Raw genomic sequence first — 19,970 nt, 5'->3', positions numbered from 1 at the left:
GTGGGAATTGCTTCTGATTTGGTCATTCTCATTGTAGCGGGTATGTTGGGCGGTTTTGTGGCCCGCATGCTCCGTCAGCCCCTTTTGCTGGGCTATATTGTTGCCGGGGTACTGGTCGGTCCGCATACTGGCGGAATTACTGTTTCCGGCGTGCACGAGATTGAATTGCTGGCTGAAATCGGGGTTGCCCTGCTTTTGTTCACCTTGGGTATCGAGTTTTCCATTAAGGAGCTCAAACCGGTACGCCATGTAGCTTTGATCGGTACGCCGCTACAGATAATCCTGACCATGGCTTTCGGTTGGGGAACCGGACAACTTATGGGCTGGGATTCACACCTTTCCATTTGGTTCGGGGCCTTTATTGCCCTTTCCAGTACCATGGTTGTGCTCAAGACCCTTGAAAGCAAAGGACTGGTTGGAACCCTTTCCAGCAGGGTTATGCTCGGAATGTTGGTGGTGCAGGATATAGCCATTGTGCCCATGCTGATTATCATGCCCCAGCTTGGTTCGGAATCTTTTGGCTTACAGGCCTTAGGGTTTGCCGGGATCAAGACTGTGCTTTTCCTTGTGTCCATGTTTGTGCTCGGGACGAGGATTATTCCGAGGTTTATGCGGATTGTTGCCGGATGGAATTCCCGGGAAATGTTCATGCTTTCCTGCAGTGCCATCGGATTGGGTATCGGTTACGCTACCCATACGCTCGGCTTGTCCTTTGCCTTTGGCGCTTTTGTGGCCGGGATGGTGCTTAGTGAATCCCGCTATGCCTATCAGGCTTTGAGCGACATATTGCCTTTGCGCGATATTTTTAGTCTTATCTTTTTCGCTTCCGTGGGCATGCTCATTGATCCATTTTATCTTTGGGAACATATCGGGACTATTTTGATTCTCGCCCTTGCCATACTTGCTGGTAAAGGGTTTATCTTTGGTGCCGTGGCCCGTGTTTTTAATTACCGTAACGTGATCCCAATAGCGTTAGGTTTTGGGATGTTTCAGGTTGGTGAGCTTTCTTTTCTACTTTTGCAGCAGGGGACCGAGTCCGGTTCCTTTCCCAGAGAGTATTTCCCGCTTTTTATGGGTGTAGGGATTGTGACCATGCTGCTCACTCCGATTATGGCATCGTGCACCGGTCCGCTTTATTCCATGCTCCAGAGTCGTCGCAAGACTGACCCATTACAGACCGTCAACCTGCCGGAAAGTGAACTGGACGGCCATGTGGTTATTCTCGGTTACGGGCGTTTTGGCTCATATGTAGCGGAGTCTTTGCGCGAAATTGATATTCCACATGTGGTAGTGGAACTTAACGCCAATAAGGTCGAACTGGCTGCTGATGCCGGAAGGGCGGTTATTTACGGTGACGCCGGACAGGAAGTCGTGCTTGAGGCGGCCCGGGTTTCCCATGCCCGGATGGTCCTCATGACTATACCTTCGGTGCGAGGGTCCGCTTCCGTGTTGGAGAAGGTGCATCACTTGGCGCCTCAATGTCCGATTGTGGCTTTGTCCCGCAACCCTGAGCATTTGGACATACTTAATGAATTGGGCGTGCACCATATCATCATGCCTGAGTTTGAGACTGGATTGGAGATGGTTCGCCAGACCCTGTTCAATTTCTGTCTTCCTGCGGTGGAGATTCAGAATGTAATGGATTCCATGCGCCGGGAGAGGTATACCACTGATGTAGAACAGAATTACCCCAAGTCTGCCCAGCTTTCACGCCTGAGCAAGGCAGCTGAGTCTCTCAATTTGAGTTGGGTTGAGATAGATGAAGAAGCCGAAATTGCCGGTAGATCCCTAGCGGGCAGTAAAATCCGAACAGTGACCGGGGTTTCTGTGGCCGGAGTGCTGCGTAATGATCATTTTATCCAGAATCCGGACGGTTCCTTTCAGTTTGAGCAAGGGGACATTGTCGGTGTGCTTGGCGGACGTAAAAATATTGAGCGGTTCAGGTGTCTTGCTTCGGAACCGGAAGAGCTAGAGAAAGAGGTCTAAATGTCTTGTAGGAAAGTTTATATATCGTTGCTTATTTTACTTGTTTCGTTTGTATCCGGGTGTGCCAAGACCAGTATTCCCGATCCTCGCGGTCTGGGGCCTGCTCCCGTGAAGTGTTCAAGTCCGGTTGATGTGCTTGGGTATTTTGAGGGTATTCCTTACCGGGGAGATGCCGCCATCAACCGTTTTGGCGACTTTACTTTTTTTGCTGAGCCGGGAGTATACCTTAAGGAACCGGGGCTTAATTGCAGTGGGTTTACTGTGGCAGCTACGCGTTACTATTTAGCCCGCAACTTCAACCTTGCCGATACGACCGTTGACCGCTTTGCGGACAGTGGGCCTGACTCTCCTTACGGTGAGGACTGGGATTTCGGCTACGATCTTATCCTTAACCTGACTGAGGGCTTGAAGCGCAGGCCCATGCTTCCTTTCGGCCAGACTGCGGTAATTGAAGAGAACAACGGCATGAGTCTACGCGGTTTTGAACTCAGTGACCGTGCGGCGTGGGCCGATGTCATCAAGCAGATGACCCCGGGCCATGTTTATCTTTTCTCCATGAATAAGCCCATAAAATTTAAGAACTATAAGCTTCTTCATTATCACGTCGGGCTGATCGTTCCTGATGACAAAGGGCATGTCTGGCTTTGTCATGCGACAAGGAACAGTGGGGTCAATAAGGTGGATATTTCCAATCAGGCCAACCTTGATCCAATCATTAAAGCTAATCCAGACTCCAAGTTGGGACCGCGCAAAATTTTGATAATTGAGGCTCCTTTGCTCTGTCGTTTCAACCTGAAAAAGTAGAGGCAGGATATGTTCGCAGAAAATGTTTTATTCGCTTTTGGGCTGACAGCTTTTGCCGGACTCTCGACCGGGATCGGTTCCGCTCTGGCTTTCTTTGCTAAACGGACCAACCCTAAGTTTTTGTCAGTATCTCTGGGGTTCTCCGCCGGGGTAATGATCTACGTTTCCTTTATGGAAATTATGGTCAAGGCTAAGGAAGCCTTACAGGCTGACATGGGTGAGGTTGCGGGAACATGGGCCGCAGTGGTCGCCTTTTTCGGTGGTATCGCGCTTATTGCCCTGATTGATAAGCTGGTTCCGTCCTACGAGAACCCGCATGAGATGCATCGTATCGAGGAAATGAATCCGGAGAGCCTTGCGCAGGCTGGAACAGGTGAACGATCAAACGGGCTTGAAAGCGCCGAGGGCAAACGCAAATTGTTCCGCATGGGGACCATGGCTGCTCTGGCAATCGGTATTCATAACTTTCCCGAAGGGTTGGCAACATTTACTGCCGCGCTCAGTGATCCCAGCCTTGGTATCGCCATTGCCGTAGCCATTGCGATTCATAACATTCCTGAGGGCATCGCGGTTTCCGTACCTATTTACTATGCTACAGGCGACAAGAAGAAAGCTTTTATTTATTCCTTTCTGTCCGGATTGGCAGAACCTATCGGTGCGTTGGTCGGCTACCTGCTGCTTATGCCATTTATGTCCGAGACCGTATTCGGGATAATTTTTGCCGGAGTTGCCGGGATTATGGTTTTTATCTCGTTGGATGAGCTGTTGCCTGCAGCAGAAGAATACGGTGAGCATCATTTGTCTATCTACGGGCTGGTCGCCGGTATGGCGGTGATGGCTTTGTCCTTGTTGTTATTTTTGTAAATTACAGTGGCATTCGATTAATATTTATGGAATTGTTAGGCCCTGCTGATTTTTTACAGAGGAGTTCAAATGGCTAAGAAAGATATAGGAATTCAGGGTTTCACTCTGCCTATGCCCCAGACAATTCTGGGCTCAAGGTATGAAGGGCGTAACAATTTCATGGCACTGGCATGGGTTTCACGGGTTAATTACAACCCCTCCCTGATGATGATTTCCGTGGGCAAGCGTCATTTTTCAAATCTGGCTATCAAGTCCAGTGGTGAATTCAGCGTGAATATTCCGTCTGTGGATATGGTTGAAGTTACTGATTTTGTAGGCCTTGTTTCTGGTTCAAAACTTGATAAGTCCGGACTTTTCGACGTTGAGCCTGGTGTTTTGGAGAATGCTCCGGTAATCAGCAAATGTCCGGTGGCTATTGAGTGCAAGGTATACGATTCCATGGAACTGCCCAATGACACGCTTTTTGTTGGTGAGGTTGTCGCCACTTGGTGTGACGAAGAAGTGCTTACCGATGATGTTCCAGATATTAAAAAGGTCAATCCTTTCACTTTGACCATGCCTGACAACCGTTATTGGGATGTTGGCGATTGTGTGGGGCGCGCCTGGCACGATGGGAAGAAATTAAAGTAGGAAGCTAAGTTAAATCTCAGATAAATTAAGATTGGCGGACCGGGTACCCGGTCCGCCAATCTTTTTGAGAACGGAAAATTTTTATCTCGGTATTTCAGGAAACATTTGCTTTACAATGGCAGATGCTTCCTGTGTGGCCATAATGGCTCCGAATTCACTGGTGAATGGTTTGAGGGCGTCGATAAGCTGCGGGAGCTGTTCAATACAGGCTAAGGCCGGGCTGAATTGTGCTGGAGCTGCTTCTTGGGTAGCATTTTCTGTGGCCGGTTCTTTTTGTGTATCTATATCTGACGGCTGTGTAGCGGGGGAGTTTTGATAAATATGGCAGGACAGTTTCCATGCTACCTGCAGATCGCGGTAGGCGTAGCGATATTCTTTAAGTGATGTATATGCCTTGCCACGAAGCATAAAGGCCTGTGCCTTTTCTTCTTCCGGTGCGCCGGAATCAATAAGATCACTCAGTTCATCCACCGCGGCATCATACTGTTGTTGCAGGGCATAGTGTTTGGCCTGCTCAATGGGTTTGTAAAAGAAAGAACAGCCCGTTGCAGCCATAAGTCCTGCGAAAAACATAATAGTGGTCAGGCTGGATATTTTATGCCCGAGGTTATTTATCATAAATAGAACTATCGCACAGCCTGCTGCTGTCTGTCTATTTTTGACTGTTCCGATCTACACTTAAATTATATTGTTTTCATACCAAGCCTTTATTTCCTGCTGCTGGTCATCCTTGATGTCGAGGAATTTAACTTCATAGCCGCAGCAGCAGTCTTTAGTTTTTTGGTTTTGAGAAATCCCGGTCAGGATTGGAAGTTTATTGCTCAGTGATGAAATTTTCAGGTGCAGGTATAAATTATCTGTAAGGTCTACTTGAGTGTGAAATGTGCAACCGGTTTCCGAAATATAGTGGATAGTCCCTATTACACTTTGTGCCATTGCCGGATCATTCTCGAGGCTTATCTCAATCGGAATCTGGACATTTACCGGGCAGGAACAACCTGATTCATTGCATTTTCGGGTCAGGCAGTCACAAATGAAATTTTCATGATCATCGATAAATAAAGGATTACTCCCCTTTTCAAGGCTTCGTATAGTAGGAACACCGGAAGATAGAGATAATATTTTGTTCCTATCGCAGCATGGAGTGCTCATTACCTTGTTTACGTTGAGAATCATCCCGGAATATTGCTTCTCAATAAGTGATTTGCAGAATTTATCCGGGCAGGAGCAGAATTCCATCTTTACGTAAGCTGAAAGGTTTGATTGCGTATATTTTTCGGGATTATCCGTATAGATAATTACCGAATTAGTCTGTTCTGGCATTTGGAAGCCCCCCCTCAGAAGCTCGCTTGTCAGTAGTAAATATAATCACGGGAGGAATCTGTTCACCTGCAGGCCGGAGCAGGTGCCGGAGACGGACTTTCCTTACACGATCAGATGGAAAGTCTGGCCAGATTCCCTCCCGCGAAAATTGTGATCGCCGGATTTAACCTATAAATTTAAAATGGCATGGTGGAATTGTTATATGCATGTCCGCATCAATTTCCGGTACATGGAAGAGGAAGTAAAGATTCTCTGACGGTGGAGCAATGAACAGGTTGCCCTTCATGTGTTCTTTGATGATACCTTCGGGGAGACCATGCTTTGCAGCCAGCTTCTTGATTCCCATACCGATCAGGATCATTGCTTTTTGGGTAAATTGTACGTCAAACAGGGAAATCTTGATCGCATCACGATTATTGAGTTTGATCTCTGTTCCACAACCGCACATTGAATCGGGAATGAACATTTTGCCCTCCGCTTAAATTTAATTCATGAAGTTGAGATTCATTTTCAATTAAAACGTAGAATGAAGTTTTGTCAACATCAAAGATGAATATTTTGCAAGAGAAAGTGCGGTATCTTTTTTATGTTTTAAAACTAAATACTATTAACTTCCGTTGCCTTTTTTTTGCTTAATTTCGGGGTAATAACGCGATTTAAAAGCTCAACACTTTGGTCTGGTTGGATTTTCATAAACTGGATGCCGTAGCCGTAAACATCACTTTTAGGAATGGTTTTCCACCGCAGTCCACCGCAAATAGGAAGTTTGTTGCTCAGTATATTTAATTTTATATTGATGAGATGGCTCTCAGAAAAGTCCGTGCTGGTTATTAGGTAGCAGCCTGTTTCAGAGATGTTGATGATTTTTGCACTGAATTCCGATGCCATGGCGTAGTCGTCTTCACGGCTGATTCTGGCTTCAAGGTTTACATCAACGCGTTCATGGTGGCGGATTAGGGCCTCATTTTTTTGAACGCAATCTGTAAGAAATCGATCCGGGTCATCCACAAATATCGCAATATTTTTATGAATTCGGGCACGCATGAGCGGTTGATTGGCAGCTAGGGTGAAGATTTTATCGCGGTCGCTGACCGGGGTGCTCATGACTTTTTTCATCTCAAGAATCATTCCGGAAAATTCATTGCTTAGTGCTTCGTGGAAAAAAACATCTAAATCAGAGCAGAATTTGATTTCAATTTTAGAGTGTAATTGGAAATTTCGGTAGGGCAACGAAGTGTCCGTGAATGCTATGAGATTCATTTTTTCAGCGTTGTTCATTTGTTTTACTCCTGAATATGAAAGCCCGAAACCAATGACTGATTCCGGGCTTACTTAATCATGAGAATTTATTTGATTGTTACAGCTGCATTAAATTTCGAACAACATTTCAAGGTCGTCACGGGTAAGCGACTTGAGTGCGGACTGGCCCGGAATAATGGCATCCGCTACGCTCTTCTTCATTTCCTGCAGGCCGAGAATCTTTTCTTCAACGGTGTTCTGGCAGATCATCTTATAGGCAAATACCTGACGCTTCTGGCCGATACGGTGGGTTCGGTCAGTTGCCTGATTTTCCACTGCCGGGTTCCACCACGGGTCGTAATGGATAACGTAGTCGGCGGAGGTCAGGTTAAGACCGGTACCACCCGCTTTCAGGGAAATCAGGAAGATGGGGATATCCGGACTGTCGTTAAAGCGGTCCACCTGCTCGAAACGGTCTTTACTGGAGCCGTCGAGATAGGCGAAGGGGATATCCTTAATGGTCAGCCATGAACGGATCACATGCAGCATCTGTACGAACTGGGAGAATACCAGCACTTTGTGTCCGCCTTCGACAATATCAAAGATGAGGTCTTTGAAGGCATCGAATTTACCGGAAGGAAGGTTGGTGGACAGTCCAGGCATATCCAGCTTGAGCAGACGCGGGTGGCAGCAGATCTGGCGCAGCTTGAGCAATGCGTCGAGAATGGACATCTGGCTCTTGGCCATGCCTTTCTCGTCCACATCCTTGAGCACCTGATCTTTGAGGCGCTTGGCAAGGGCGTTGTATAGCTCGCGCTGTTCTTCGATGAGATCGCAGTAATGGACGGTCTCGATCTTGGGCGGCAGGTCTTTGGCCACTTCGGACTTTGTTCGGCGCAGGATAAACGGTTTCACCCTTGTGCGCAGGTAATTAAGAGTGTCCTCATCACCATCTTTGATGGGTTTGACGATACCTCTCTGGAAAGAATGCTGTGAGCTGAGAAAGCCGGGCATAAGGAACTCAAACAGGGACCAAAGTTCAAAGAGGTTGTTCTCAATGGGCGTACCGGAAAGGCAGAGGCGCATGTCACTCTTGAGCTTACGTACCGACTTGGCGGTGATAGTGTTCGGGTTCTTGATGTTCTGGGCTTCGTCAAGAATCACGGATGTATATTCGTGTTTGAGTAGCTCTTCAAGGTCTCGACGGAGCAATGCGTAAGTGGTGATTACGATTGTGGAGTCCGGGATTTTCTTGAATAGGTCCTCACGTCTTGAGCCGTAAATGGTCAGCAGGGGAAGGTGCGGGCAGAATTTCTGCGCTTCACGTTCCCAGTTAGGCATAACTGAAGTCGGCACGATAATCAGGTTCGGTCCGGTAATGCCCCGCTCGTGCAGGGAAAGGATGAAGGACAGGGTCTGAATGGTTTTACCGAGACCCATTTCATCTGCAAGGATACCGCCGAACTTGTAGTCGCGCAGGAAGTTCAGGTAGCTGAGACCCTGTACCTGATATGGGCGCAGGGTTGCATTCAGCGCCTTGGGCTGATTGATCATCTTGATTTCGTCGAAATTGTGGATCTTCTCGCGCAGCTTCACGAAATGTTCGTCAGTCTTGGCGTCGGGAAGGTCCTCAATGATCTTATCCAGCACGGGAGTTTCATACTGTTCAAACTGCTGGCGCGGAGGTTGTTCCGGATCGTAGCCAAGAGCCTTGAGCTTGTGGCTGAGCTTCTTGAGCCATGATTCGGGCAGGCTGGTATAAGAGCCGTCCTTGAGCTGAACGTAACGTTTACCCTGACTCCACGCTTCCCAGATTTTATCAATGGGCACGCGCTGGTCATCGTATTCGACATTGATGTCGAGATTGAACCACTTGTTGTCTTCGTCGGTTTCAACTTCGGCAACAATCTGCGGTGAGGTGAGCCTTACCTTGTAACGGGTCAGGTTCTTTTCACCGTAGATACGGTAGGCTTCAACCAGCTGCGGATAGTGGTCCAGCAGGAAGGTGATGGCAGCTTCCTGTTCCATGAACCAGATGGAGTTGTTACGCGGCTGGAAACCCATGTCGCGAAGTTCCGCGAAAAGCTGAGCCTCTTCGTCCTGCGCACGGCGTACAAGGTAGGATTTTTCTCCGTCCTTGTAACTTCCGGTCTGCAGATCCGGGTTGGGCTCGCCCATGGAGATTTCCCCGTGCTCGGTATCGTAGGTATTGTCGACCCTGATGGTCAGCAGTGAACCTTCCTCATTGAGGTAAAGCTTGGGGTTGAAGGTAGCCGGTACAAAGAACGGCTGCATTTTCTCGAGGAATTCCTCATGGTCGTGCAGGTCGGAAACCGGAATCTGGGTCCATACGCGGTCAAGGAATTCCGGAATATCCCCGGGAGGGATAACCGGATTCTGGATGCGCATTTCCTGCACCAGTTTAGGCGCAAGAGTGGTCTGGACCGGGTAGAACCCCTGTTTCCAGTATACCCAAAGGGGTAATCTTCCGTAGAAAAATACTTCATCGTCATCCATGATGGAGAAGGGCGGTTTGCCTTCATCCGAGAGCAGGATGTCGAAAGATAGGCCTTCCTCGGAAAGTTCCGGGGAAAGTTTGAGCTGCATGGTTCTGCTTTCAATACGGATGGGAATATCAGTATCGCGCAGGAACATGTAATATTCGTCCTTGATGGCGGTGAAGAACCATGCGTGCAACCCGGCGGGGATTTCTACGCGGTGTCCGCGGTAATCAAGGTAGTGGCCTATCTGTTCTGCAACATGTGGAAGGCTTGGTGAAGTTTCGCTCCACTCAGGCTTTTCAATTACATTTTGTAGTTCAATTTCGTTCTGTACCTGAGAAAGGCCGGATTTGTTCTGGCGGGCACGGAAAAAGGCCACCTGCAATCTTTCCGGTTCAGGATACATGCGGTAGATGATGTAATGCTTGCCCGCTTCCGGTTCCAGTTCGGTTGCAAAGAATGAACGGAAATTCTGGCGCCAGTCGGTTTGTTTTTTGCTTTCGGCTTCCTCTTCTTCTGAATCAATAGAGAGGAGCAGTTTAAGTGCGGCAGCAGCAACATGTTTACATACGCCGGAAAAGGATTCCGGGCAGTTGCAATAATGGTTGATGCTTTCCTCTGCAAGGTTGAGACCTAACTCAGGTGAGTAGTTTTGAAAATCGTCGCCTTGGATAGTTGCGTCAATATCCCAGTACCTTTCGCGCTTTTTCAGGTCGAGCTTCTGGACCCCATCAGAATTCACGATAGTGCGCGCCCCGTCCAGAATATACTCCGGGACGGTGTCTGAGACGAATGATTTGAGAATTGATTTTACTACAGCTTCTTCATTTTGAGACATGATTACGTTTTCCCCAGAACTGTAACTTTCCTTAGTTAATTATATCTTATATGGAATAAAAGTAATGTTATACAAAATAATTGCATTAAGTTCGCTTTCGCTGAATGCGTAAAGTAAAAAGCGGTTCAGGTCAATCTGTAACGGTCGGTTACTTGGCTTTTATTCCACAATAGTCCATACTGAATATATTATCAATGTAGTTGGCTTAATGGAAGATTTTTATTCTAAAAAATAAGGTTAACATGAACAAATTGATTTTCGCCATGATGATAATGGCTTGTCTGGCTCTATTTCCTGCCTGTGGTCAGGATGGGAATGATAAAGCGCCGAAGCAGGATGCGTCTGTCTCGGCTGTTGAAAATATTGACGTTTCGAATCCGGTCCGTGGCGGTAGGTTCCGCGAGCCGACATTGGCCGAACCCATGTGCCTTATTCCGTTACTCTCTTCCGATTCAGCAAGTTCTGCTATTCAGGCAAAGCTCTATGTCTCTCCTTTAAAGTACAATAAGGATATTGAACTGGTTCCGGAAGCCGCAGAGTCATACGAAGTTCTGGAAGAAGGTAAATTGCTTCGCTTCAAGCTTCGCAAAGACATTCGCTGGACTGACGGAGTGCCGCTTACTGCTGAAGATGTTGAGTTTACCTACAAGATGATGATTGATCCAAAGACCCCGACCGCTTATGCGGGGGATTTTTTGAATGTCAAAGAATTCAAGTTGATTGACAAATATACCTTTGAGGTCCGTTACGATAAAGTTTTCGCCCGTTCTTTGATTACTTGGGCTCTTTCCATTTTGCCCAAGCACATACTTGAGAATGAAAATTTGAATACTACCAAATACAGGCGCAATCCTGTTGGCTCGGGACCATACAAACTTAAGGAATGGATTCCCGGACGCAGGCTGGTGCTGGAGGCCAATGATGATTATTTCGAAGGCCGTCCTTACATTGACGAAAGAGTTTATCGGATCATTCCCGATCTTTCCACCCAATTCATGGAGCTAAAGAGTGGCAGCCTTGATGATATGAGCTTGACCCCGCAGCAGTACCTGTTTCAGACCAAGGGTGGAAATTGGGAAAGAGATTTTCAGAAATTCAAATATCTTTCTTTTTCCTACGCTTATATGGGGTTCAACATGGAAAGCCCTTTTTTCAATGATGTGCGGGTCCGCAGAGCCATCAACTACGCTATAGATAAAGAAGAAATCGTTAAAGGCGTTCTGCTGGGGCAGGGCTACCCGGCCATGGGACCGTACAAGCCGGGAACATGGGTGTATAATGATAAGCTCAAGCCTTATGGATACAAGCCGGAAAAGGCCAAGGAATTGCTTAAGGAAGCAGGTTGGCTTGATACTGATGGTGACGGCATCCTTGACCGTGAGGGTAAGCCGTTTTCCTTCACTCTTATCACTAATCAGGGAAATTCCTTGCGTATTAAGTCCGCAACAATTATTCAGAACCGTCTAAAGGGGATCGGGATCGATGTTAAGATCAGGACTGTTGAATGGGCGGCATTTATCAAGGAATTTATTGACAAAGGCCGTTTTGATGCCACTATCTTAGGGTGGAACATTTTACAGGACCCGGATATTTATTCTGTATGGCATTCATCCAAGGCCGTTCCCGGCGGACTGAATTTTACCAAATATAAAAATAGTGAGCTCGATGAATTGCTGGATCGTGGACGGTCCACACTTGATCAGTCCGAGCGCAAGGTCATTTATGACCGCATTCAGGAAATAATGCATGAAGAGCAGCCATACTGCTTTCTTTATGTTCCCATGGCTCTGCCCATTTTCAGCAGCAGGATCAAGGGATTGAAGGTGGAACCCGCAGGATTGGACTATAATGCCAATGAGTGGTGGATTCCCGCACCGTTACAGAAGAAACCGAGTTTACAGCAGTAATTATGATACGCATTAACGAAATCACTGACGTTGTCAGTTCCTATATTGATGATCCTGATCTGGACCTGATCCAGAGGGCTTATGTCTTTTCCGCCCGTGCCCATGAAGGGCAGGTACGTCTTTCCGGTGAACCTTATCTTGCCCATCCGCTGCATGTTGCCAAGATTCTGGCGGACATGCGTCTTGATGAACCTACTGTAGCTGCTGGCTTGTTGCACGATACTGTTGAAGATACCGATACCACCATTGATGAGATTGCTGATCTCTTCGGTGAGGAAGTGGCGGATATTGTTGACGGTGTGACCAAGATCAGCATGATGGATTTTGAATCCAAGGCTATCGCTAAAGCAGAAAACATCCGTAAGATGATTTTGGCCATGGCGGAGGATATCCGCGTGCTCATGGTGAAGCTGGCCGACCGTTTGCATAACATGCGCACCCTTGATTTTCAGAAGAATTACAAGCAGCTGCTCATCGCGCAGGAAACCATGGATATTTATTCCCCCCTTGCCAACAGGCTCGGGCTGTATATGGTCAAGCGCGATCTCGAAGACCTCTGCCTTTTTTACCTCAAGCCTGATGTATATCAGGACATTACCGATGGTCTGGAGCGTCAGCATACAATCGGTAAGGAGTATGTTGATAATGTAATCGGTCTGCTGACCGGCATTCTTGACGACAACAAAATTGAGGGAACAATTTACGGGCGGACCAAGCATAAATACAGCATCCATAAGAAGATGCAGCGTCAGAACCTGAGCCTTGATCAGGTCCATGACATCATTGCTTTCCGGGTAATCGTTGAGTCAGTAAAAGACTGTTATTCCGTGCTCGGTCTGGTTCACTCCATCTGGAAGCCCGTTTCCGGCAAGTTCAAGGATTATATTTCTATCCCCAAGGCCAACATGTATCAGTCCCTGCACACCACGGTTATCGGGCCGGAAGGTGAGCGCATCGAGATCCAGATCAGGACCGAAGAGATGCAGCAGGTGGCTGAGTACGGTGTTGCCGCGCACTGGCAGTATAAGGAGTCCGGCAGAAGCGATTCCAAGCAGAACCGTGATGCTGAAAGATTCTCATGGCTGCGTCAGATCATGGACTGGCAGCGGGAGCTTGAAGACCCCCGCGAGTTCATGGCTTCACTGCGTTTCGATCTTTTTAACGATGAGGTTTATGTTTTCACCCCGGCAGGGGAGATCAAAGAACTTCCCGACGGCGCAACTCCGGTCGATTTTGCTTATTCAATTCATACCGAGGTCGGAAACCATTGTACCGGAGCCAAGGTCAACGGGCGCATGGTTCCGCTCAACTCTGTGCTTAAGAACGGGGATACCATTGAGGTTTTTACCGATAAGAAGCGCAAGCCCAGCCGAGACTGGCTCAAGTTTGTAAAAACAGCCAAGGCCCGGACCCGTATCAAGCATTACATCCGCACCGAGGAGCGGACTCGTTCCATCATCCTCGCTAAGGAGCTGCTTGAGAAGGAAGGCCGGCGCATGAATATCAATGTGGCCAAAGCCATGAAAGACGGTTATTTCGTCATGCTGGCTGATGAATTCAATTTCGGCCATGTTGACGACCTGCTTTCAAATATCGGATACTCGCGGATAACCCCACGCAAGGTACTGGGCCGTCTGCATGCGGTTATGAATGAAATTGAGGGTGTTGAGGAAGAAGCACCCAAGCAGGAGCAGCACCAGCCTGAAACTGAAGAGGATAAGGCCAAGAGTGCGGCCAGCTCCATTGATATTGAAGGTGTGGATAACGTTCTGATTCGCTTTGCTGGTTGCTGTACACCTCTTCCGGGCGAACCGATCATCGGTTATATCAGCCGTGGACGTGGGGTGGTCATCCATTCAGCAACCTGCCCGAACATCAAAAATCTCGAAGAAGAGCGCCTGCTTAACGTGTCTTGGACCGGAGGGCAGGAAGAGTCCCAGCATCCGGCCCAGATTCGTATCCGGTGCCGCAACCACAAGGGAATGCTGGCGAAAATATGTACCGTGCTTACTGAGATGGACGTGAACATTGATTCCGGTGAATTTAAGTCCGATCTAGACGGCAGTTCCGTTCTGGAGTTTACCGTGGAAGTCACCGACCTCGGTCACCTGCACCGTTCCCTGAACAAGCTCAAGACTATTGAGCATGTTTTGGAGGCTACTAGACTTAGCTAACCTGATTTATTTTAACAAATATTAAGTCCCGCTGAACTTGTTTTGGCGGGATTTTTTTATTTATAGCTCGTCAAGGATTGTGCCTGTTGCTTCAACTTTTACCAATATGGGCGCGTATAGTCCCGACCAGACAAAGTTGTGGTGCTTTATGATTGTTTCAGCATCAAGATAGGGTTTGTCCGCTGTGGTGTGCGCGTCTGAGGCGACAATTGTTTTATAGCCCATGCTTGCGGCTTGTCGGACAGTGGTGTCGATGCAGAAGTCTGTGCAGCATCCGGTTATGATCAGTTCATCCGCATTAATTCGGGTTAGTTTTTTTTCAAGTTCAGTATTGCAGAAAGAGTCACAGTTGGTCTTTTCAACGGTTGTATCCGTGGGTCGGAAATCAAGTTCGTTCAGAATCTGCCAGCCTTCGGAGTTGAGCTTCAATCCATCTTCTTCGCTGTTATGACGAATAAATATTACCGAGAGGGATCTCTCCCGCGCTTTCGCTATAAGTGAGTTGATTCTGCCGATTACTCCAGCTGCATCATGACGGTTTCCCGCAGCAAACAACGCTCTCTGCATATCTATTACCAGTAGTGCTTTCATGCTGATTTCCTGTCTGTTGGGTCGTTTGAGGCTTTAATTGTCAGATTTCTAGGTTATTTTTAGATGAATGGAAAGCCTTGATACTAATTGGCTGTTTAAGTTCTTCTAATTAATTGCAAAGTTAATAAACAAAAGTTTTAAACGTTTTTTTTAAACAAATTATTTAAACAAACGTTTGACTTTGTGTCGATTGATGATTATTTTTGTCTTCGTAAAGAATTAAAACTCTGTAGAGAGGCTCAAATATTATGACGCAACATCCCAAAGGAAAAACAAATAAGGCTCGTGGCGAAGAGACTCGCCAAAAACTTCTTGAAGTGGGCTTAAAGCTGTTTGCCATGAATGGTTTCAACGGTGTGAGCATGCGCAGTCTTGCTTCCGAGGCTGAAGTCAATCTGGCTACAGTAGGTTACCATTTTGGCGGCAAACAGGGACTGTATGAAGCGGTCATCCGTGAAATTATCCGCTTTCGTGAAGAGATCATGCCCAGCCTTAGTGTTGTTCAGGAGCAGATTGACCGTTTCAAATCCAATGAAATTTCCAAGGAAGAACTGGTTGCCTGGTTTTTCCGTTCCCAGATGTTGGGAGTGCTCAGCGACCCGATTACTATCTGGGGCATCATGTTGATTAACCGGGAAATGGCCGCTCCAAGCGAAGTTTACCCTTTGTTGGATGAAGAGTTTTTTGAGCCTTCTATTCAATCCATGAATGCAGTGATTCAGGTTGCCATGCCTGACGACTCTTCAAATACTGAGATTATGGCAGTGAGTACTGCGTTGATTGGTATCGTGCTCAAGTTTGTTAAGTCCAAGGCTTTCACTGACCGTGTGGGCTGGGCTGAAATGACTCCGGAACGAATTGAAGAACTTATAGAAATCCTGTCCAGAAGAGTAGTGGCTTTTATCTGCTGCTAGGAGGATGTTAAAATGAGAAGATTAATAGTTGTTTCAATATTGGTTCTTGGTTTTGCCTTGACGGGTTGTAAGGAAAAGCCGTCTCCGGTGCAGGAAGTGCTGCGCCCGGTAAAAACCATGCAGGTTGGCGAAGGTGCTTCCGGCAGGCAGTGGGTATTTTCCGGTACTGCCGAGGATGCCTTGCAGTCCGACCTCTCCTTCCGTGTTGGCGGAAAGATTACTTCCTTCCCCGGTGACCAGATTGGACGCAAGTTTCGGTCGGGTGAAGTTATTGCCCGCCTAGATCCTGCCGATTACGAGCTTGAGGTTCGTCAGGCGGAATCCAATCTTGAGCAGGTCCGTGCTAACTACGTTCGTGCCAAGGCCGATGTTGATCGTATTGAGCAGCTTTATAAGCGTAAAGTTGTTTCCAAGTCCGAGCTTGATCAGGCTGAAGCGGATTTCAAGTCTTATCAGGCCCAGTTGAATGCTTCTGCCAAGCAGCTTGATATTGCCCGCAAACGTCTTCGCTACACCGTGCTTAAGGCTCCTTTTGACGGCTGGGTCGGTGCTGTTGCTGTTAATGTTCATCAGAACGTGCAGTCCGGTCAGAAAGTGGTCGGCTTCAATGCCGGTAAGCAGATGAAGATGTCCATTTCCCTGCCTGATACCCTGATTGCAACCGTGAACGAAGGTGAGAAAGTACAGGTTACCTTCGACGCTCTGCCCGGTAAGGTCATGCAGGGTGTGATCATGGAAGTGGGGATTGGAACCAATGAAGGTGCATCCTTCCCGGTCAAAGTCTATCTTGATAATTCCAAGCAGCTGGTGCGCAGCGGCATGTCCGGTAATGTCCGCTTTGCAGGCCGTTCTGTAAATTCCAATGTTTTCGTGGCTCCCTCAGCCATTGTTGGTAATCCTGACGGCAGCAAGCATGTCTGGGTTGTGGAGAACGGTTCTGTGGTCAAGCGTCGTGACGTTGAAATCGGAAATATTTCTTCCAAGGGCGTGCTGATCAAGAATGGTCTCAAGTCTGGGGAAACTGTGGTTACCCGTGGTGTGCACTCACTTAAGGATGGTCTGAAGGTGCGCAATGTCGGGGGGCTGTCGTGAATCTTGCCAGATGGTGCATTGAAAACAACAGGACTTCCATTGCCCTGTTTGTGTTGATCGCGTTTGCCGGTGTTTCTACATTTTTCAGTATCCCGAAATCCGAAGACCCTGATTTTACCATCCGTACAGCTGTTATCAGTACTGTTTTTCCCGGTGCTTCCCCGCAGAGGGTGGAAGAACTGGTCACGGATAAACTTGAAGAAAAGATCAGGGAAATTGATGTTATCAAGAACGTTAAGTCCCAATCCATGACCGGACTTTCCATTATTGAGGTCGAGTTTCAGGATAACCAGAAAAATATGACCCCAATCTGGCAGCGTCTGCGTAACAAGGTTCTTGATGCCAAGAAGACACTGCCTGCGGAGGCTTATGAGCCGGTAGTCAACGATGAGTTCGGTGATGTTTTCGGTATTGTGGTTGCCCTGACCGGGGACGGCTTTACCTACCGTGAACTCAAAGACGTTGCCGACTACACCCGCGATGAATTGCTTTCCATTCCAAGTGTCGGGAAGGTTGACCGTTGGGGATTGCAGGATGAGCGTGTCTTTGTTGATTTTTCCAACTCCCGCATGGCTGCAGCTGGAATCACGCCTTTTGCCTTGGCCCAGATGCTCAGTCAGCAGAATATGATCCGCCCCAGTGGTTCGGCTAAAGTCGGACCGGAGCGTATTTATATTGAGCCTACCGGGGAATTTAAGTCTGTTGACGACATCAGGAACATGTCCCTGCGTGTTGAGGGTATGAAGTCCTCGCTCAAGCTTTCCGATGTGACCGAGATTACCCGTGGTTTTGCCGATCCCCCAGGGGTTATGGCCCGTTATGACGGAGAACCGTGCATCATGCTGGCTATCTCCATGGCTGACGGCAACAACATCATGGAAGTAGGGGAACTGGTTACCGCCAAGCTGGAAAAGCTTTCCAAGGAACTTTACCACGGTATGGAATACAATGTAGTCGTTTACCAGCCGGATTATGTTGATACGGCTGTTACCGACTTCATGATCAACCTTCTTGAATCATTTGTATTCGTTGTTATCGTCATTCTTGTTTTCGCCGGGTTCCGCACCGGACTTGTTGCCGGGTCGCTTGTACCCATGGCTATGCTCGGTTGTCTTTCGCTTATGCCTATTTTCGATGTGGGCTTGCAGCGAATCTCCATTGCTTCGCTGATTATCGCCCTTGGTATTCTGGTTGATAACGGGGTTGTTGTTTCCGAGGCTATTCTAGTACGTTTAGCTGCCGGGGAAGAACGGTTGAAGGCCGTGGTTGGTGCTGTTTCCGAGTTGTGGATGCCACTTCTGGCTGCTTCCCTGACCACTGTTTTTGCCTTCCTGCCCATTCCGCTGGCCGAAAACACCACTGGGGAATACTGCTTTTCTCTGTTTATCGTGGTCAGCCTGACTTTGCTTTGTTCATGGGGGCTGTCCATGTCCATGGTGCCCATGCTTTGCTACTACGTGCTTAAACCCAAAGTGGTCATCCAGACATTTTCCAGCCGTATGTATCGTATCTACCGATCCATGCTGCTATTCTGCCTCAGACACCGTCCCAGCTTTCTCGCTGTGGTTCTTATCGGTTGCATGGCCGCATTCTGGGGATTCCAGTTTGTACCCAAGATGTTCTTTCCGCCAAACGAACGCGCTCAGTTTACTATTGATTTCTGGCAGCCTTTCGGAACTGACATTACCGCTACAGCGGATGAGGTCGGCAGGCTGGAGCAGTTCCTGCTTGCTGACAAGGGAGTTGATAGTGTTGGAACATTTATCGGGCACGGCGGACCGCGCTGGTACCTGCCGCTCAACCTTGAACAGCGCAACGACAACCTCGCTACATTCGTGGTCAATACCAAGAGCGTTGAGGCTACTGATGAGGTTATTGAACGAACCCGTAAGGAACTTAAATCTGAGTTTCCTGATGCTGATTTCAGTCTCAAGAAACTGATGAACGGTCCCCCGGTAGGGGCTCCGGTGCAGATTCGTATTTCCGGGCCGGACCAGAAAACCCTTTACCATCTGCGGGACAAGATTGCCGCTATTGTGGAGAAGACTCCCGGCGTAGCCCGTGTCTGGGACGACTGGGGCCAGTGGACCAAGAAAATGGAAGTGAATGTGGATCAGGATAAGGCCCGTCAGGCAGGCCTGACCAGTTCTGACGTGGCACTCAGCCTGCAATCCAGCATGAGCGGTTATCAGGCTTCAACCTACCGCGACGGGGACACCAATATCCCCATTATGCTGCGTAGCGAGGGTGATTTTCGTGACCGTCTGGATAAACTGGAAAGTCTGAATGTTTATTCCTATCAGGATCAGAAGAATGTACCGCTGAGCCAGATCGCATCATCGGAACTGGTCTGGCAGCCCTCGGACATTCGCCGCAGAGATCAGACAAGGACCATGACCGTTAAGGCCGACCTCTATGATGGTTATTTTGCCATGTTGACCCTTAATGCTGTGCGTCCTCAAATTGAAAAGATGATGCAGTCCGAAAATTGGCCTGTTGGATATTCCGTGGCCTACGGCGGTGAGTTTGAGAAGAGTCAGGAAAGTCAGGAAGCAATCAATGCCAATATGCCCCTTGCAATGGGGCTTCTGGTACTGGTGCTGATCTTCCAGTTCAACTCCTTCCGCCGTCCGCTAATCATTCTACTGACCCTGCCGCCCATGATGTGCGGTATTACTCCGGGGATGATTTTGACCAACTCGCCCTTCGGATTCATGCCCATGCTGGGAATGATCAGTCTCCTGGGTATTATCGTCAACAACGCGATTATGCTCATTGACCGTATTGAAATTCTGCGCGGACGGGGGCTGACTCTGGATAACTCCATTGTGCTGGCCTCCCTTGAACGCGCAAGACCGATCATCATGACCGCCACCACTACAATCATCGGTATGGTGCCGCTCTCATTGCAGGGTGGGGAGATGTGGAGGCCAATGGCCAACTGCATTATGTCCGGACTGATGTTTGCCACTGTGCTGACCCTGATCCTATGCCCGGTACTCTATTCACTCTTCTTTAAACAGAGTTTTAAGAAATATGAATGGAATCAGGCTGTGGTTGAGCAGGGTAGTGATATATAAAATGTAATAAAAAGAAAAAGGCCCGCA

The 19,970-nt window shown here is 48.1% G+C and carries 15 protein-coding genes; 9 read left to right on the top strand and 6 right to left on the bottom strand.

Going from position 1 to position 19,970, the window contains the following annotated elements:
• The 4 genes from ACO05Z_RS14220 to ACO05Z_RS14205 all read left to right on the top strand — a co-directional run bounded on the left by ACO05Z_RS14220 (position 1) and on the right by ACO05Z_RS14205 (position 4,284).
• Positions 1–1,986: a cation:proton antiporter gene (locus tag ACO05Z_RS14220; protein WP_421902831.1), complete on the top strand. Its 1,986-nt coding sequence runs from the start codon at positions 1–3 to the stop codon at positions 1,984–1,986.
• Positions 1,987–2,790 carry a hypothetical protein gene (locus ACO05Z_RS14215; protein ID WP_421902830.1) on the top strand — a complete coding sequence of 268 codons (804 nt, stop codon included), beginning with the start codon at positions 1,987–1,989 and terminating at the stop codon, positions 2,788–2,790. It begins immediately after the preceding gene.
• Positions 2,791–2,799: 9 nt separating this feature from the next.
• The gene (gene zupT / locus ACO05Z_RS14210) at positions 2,800–3,654 is read left to right on the top strand and encodes a zinc transporter ZupT (protein WP_421902829.1); all 855 of its coding nucleotides are present in this window, start codon (positions 2,800–2,802) and stop codon (positions 3,652–3,654) included.
• A gap of 69 nt (positions 3,655–3,723) precedes the next feature.
• Positions 3,724–4,284, top strand: coding sequence for a flavin reductase family protein (locus ACO05Z_RS14205; protein WP_421902828.1), 561 nt, complete (start codon positions 3,724–3,726; stop codon positions 4,282–4,284).
• A gap of 81 nt (positions 4,285–4,365) precedes the next feature.
• On the opposite strand, the gene ACO05Z_RS14200 is transcribed toward ACO05Z_RS14205, so the two are convergent.
• The 5 genes from ACO05Z_RS14200 to ACO05Z_RS14180 all read right to left on the bottom strand — a co-directional run bounded on the left by ACO05Z_RS14200 (position 4,366) and on the right by ACO05Z_RS14180 (position 10,185).
• Positions 4,366–4,902 carry a hypothetical protein gene (locus ACO05Z_RS14200; RefSeq protein WP_421902827.1) on the bottom strand — a complete coding sequence of 179 codons (537 nt, stop codon included), beginning with the start codon at positions 4,900–4,902 and terminating at the stop codon, positions 4,366–4,368.
• Positions 4,903–4,962: 60 nt separating this feature from the next.
• Positions 4,963–5,607, bottom strand: coding sequence for a PilZ domain-containing protein (locus ACO05Z_RS14195; RefSeq protein WP_421902826.1), 645 nt, complete (start codon positions 5,605–5,607; stop codon positions 4,963–4,965).
• Positions 5,608–5,770: 163 nt separating this feature from the next.
• Complete coding sequence (locus ACO05Z_RS14190; protein WP_421902825.1) at positions 5,771–6,073, bottom strand: hypothetical protein; 303 nt, start codon at positions 6,071–6,073, stop codon at positions 5,771–5,773.
• A 131-nt stretch (positions 6,074–6,204) separates the two neighbouring features.
• The gene (locus tag ACO05Z_RS14185) at positions 6,205–6,885 is read right to left on the bottom strand and encodes a PilZ domain-containing protein (protein ID WP_421902824.1); all 681 of its coding nucleotides are present in this window, start codon (positions 6,883–6,885) and stop codon (positions 6,205–6,207) included.
• Positions 6,886–6,975: 90 nt separating this feature from the next.
• Entirely contained in the window at positions 6,976–10,185 is a 3,210-nt protein-coding gene (locus ACO05Z_RS14180) for a DEAD/DEAH box helicase (RefSeq protein WP_421902823.1), read from the bottom strand.
• 242 nt (positions 10,186–10,427) lie between these two features.
• Between ACO05Z_RS14180 and ACO05Z_RS14175 the strand changes: the two genes are divergently transcribed.
• Both ACO05Z_RS14175 and ACO05Z_RS14170 read left to right on the top strand, forming a co-directional pair.
• Positions 10,428–12,092 (top strand): peptide-binding protein, encoded by a 1,665-nt coding sequence (locus tag ACO05Z_RS14175; protein WP_421902822.1) that lies wholly within the window; start codon positions 10,428–10,430, stop codon positions 12,090–12,092.
• Between the two features lie 2 nt (positions 12,093–12,094).
• Positions 12,095–14,266, top strand: coding sequence for a RelA/SpoT family protein (locus tag ACO05Z_RS14170; RefSeq protein WP_421902821.1), 2,172 nt, complete (start codon positions 12,095–12,097; stop codon positions 14,264–14,266).
• A 60-nt stretch (positions 14,267–14,326) separates the two neighbouring features.
• Here ACO05Z_RS14170 and ACO05Z_RS14165 read toward each other — a convergent pair whose 3' ends face one another.
• A complete protein-coding gene (locus tag ACO05Z_RS14165; RefSeq protein ID WP_421902820.1) occupies positions 14,327–14,857 on the bottom strand; it encodes a cysteine hydrolase family protein in 531 nt (176 codons plus the stop codon).
• Between the two features lie 248 nt (positions 14,858–15,105).
• Between ACO05Z_RS14165 and ACO05Z_RS14160 the strand changes: the two genes are divergently transcribed.
• From ACO05Z_RS14160 to ACO05Z_RS14150, 3 genes are read left to right on the top strand one after another with little or no spacing between them, the layout of a single operon-like run.
• Positions 15,106–15,771, top strand: a complete 666-nt coding sequence (locus tag ACO05Z_RS14160; protein WP_421902819.1) for a CerR family C-terminal domain-containing protein — start codon at positions 15,106–15,108, stop codon at positions 15,769–15,771.
• 12 nt (positions 15,772–15,783) lie between these two features.
• Positions 15,784–16,863, top strand: a complete 1,080-nt coding sequence (locus ACO05Z_RS14155; RefSeq protein ID WP_421902818.1) for an efflux RND transporter periplasmic adaptor subunit — start codon at positions 15,784–15,786, stop codon at positions 16,861–16,863.
• The gene (locus ACO05Z_RS14150) at positions 16,860–19,943 is read left to right on the top strand and encodes an efflux RND transporter permease subunit (protein ID WP_421902817.1); all 3,084 of its coding nucleotides are present in this window, start codon (positions 16,860–16,862) and stop codon (positions 19,941–19,943) included. The genes ACO05Z_RS14155 and ACO05Z_RS14150 overlap by 4 nt, the downstream gene beginning before the upstream one ends.
• Positions 19,944–19,970: the final 27 nt, after the last annotated feature.

The organism is Maridesulfovibrio sp. (genome assembly GCF_965230075.1).
GTDB lineage: Bacteria > Desulfobacterota > Desulfovibrionia > Desulfovibrionales > Desulfovibrionaceae > Maridesulfovibrio.
The sequence above is the reverse complement of the archived record's forward strand: the minus strand, read 5'-3'. Positions and strand labels throughout refer to the sequence as shown.

What these genes read in the sequence shown, in the direction of transcription:
- zupT (WP_421902829.1), top strand. Translation starts at nt 2,800, where the DNA reads ATGTTCGCAGAAAATGTTTTATTCGCTTTTGGGCTGACAGCTTTTGCC.
- ACO05Z_RS14200 (WP_421902827.1), bottom strand. Translation starts at nt 4,902, where the DNA reads ATGATAAATAACCTCGGGCATAAAATATCCAGCCTGACCACTATTATG.
- ACO05Z_RS14215 (WP_421902830.1), top strand. Translation starts at nt 1,987, where the DNA reads ATGTCTTGTAGGAAAGTTTATATATCGTTGCTTATTTTACTTGTTTCG.
- ACO05Z_RS14190 (WP_421902825.1), bottom strand. Translation starts at nt 6,073, where the DNA reads ATGTTCATTCCCGATTCAATGTGCGGTTGTGGAACAGAGATCAAACTC.
- ACO05Z_RS14205 (WP_421902828.1), top strand. Translation starts at nt 3,724, where the DNA reads ATGGCTAAGAAAGATATAGGAATTCAGGGTTTCACTCTGCCTATGCCC.
- ACO05Z_RS14180 (WP_421902823.1), bottom strand. Translation starts at nt 10,185, where the DNA reads ATGTCTCAAAATGAAGAAGCTGTAGTAAAATCAATTCTCAAATCATTC.
- ACO05Z_RS14155 (WP_421902818.1), top strand. Translation starts at nt 15,784, where the DNA reads ATGAGAAGATTAATAGTTGTTTCAATATTGGTTCTTGGTTTTGCCTTG.
- ACO05Z_RS14195 (WP_421902826.1), bottom strand. Translation starts at nt 5,607, where the DNA reads ATGCCAGAACAGACTAATTCGGTAATTATCTATACGGATAATCCCGAA.
- ACO05Z_RS14185 (WP_421902824.1), bottom strand. Translation starts at nt 6,885, where the DNA reads ATGAACAACGCTGAAAAAATGAATCTCATAGCATTCACGGACACTTCG.
- ACO05Z_RS14165 (WP_421902820.1), bottom strand. Translation starts at nt 14,857, where the DNA reads ATGAAAGCACTACTGGTAATAGATATGCAGAGAGCGTTGTTTGCTGCG.
- ACO05Z_RS14170 (WP_421902821.1), top strand. Translation starts at nt 12,095, where the DNA reads ATGATACGCATTAACGAAATCACTGACGTTGTCAGTTCCTATATTGAT.
- ACO05Z_RS14175 (WP_421902822.1), top strand. Translation starts at nt 10,428, where the DNA reads ATGAACAAATTGATTTTCGCCATGATGATAATGGCTTGTCTGGCTCTA.
- ACO05Z_RS14160 (WP_421902819.1), top strand. Translation starts at nt 15,106, where the DNA reads ATGACGCAACATCCCAAAGGAAAAACAAATAAGGCTCGTGGCGAAGAG.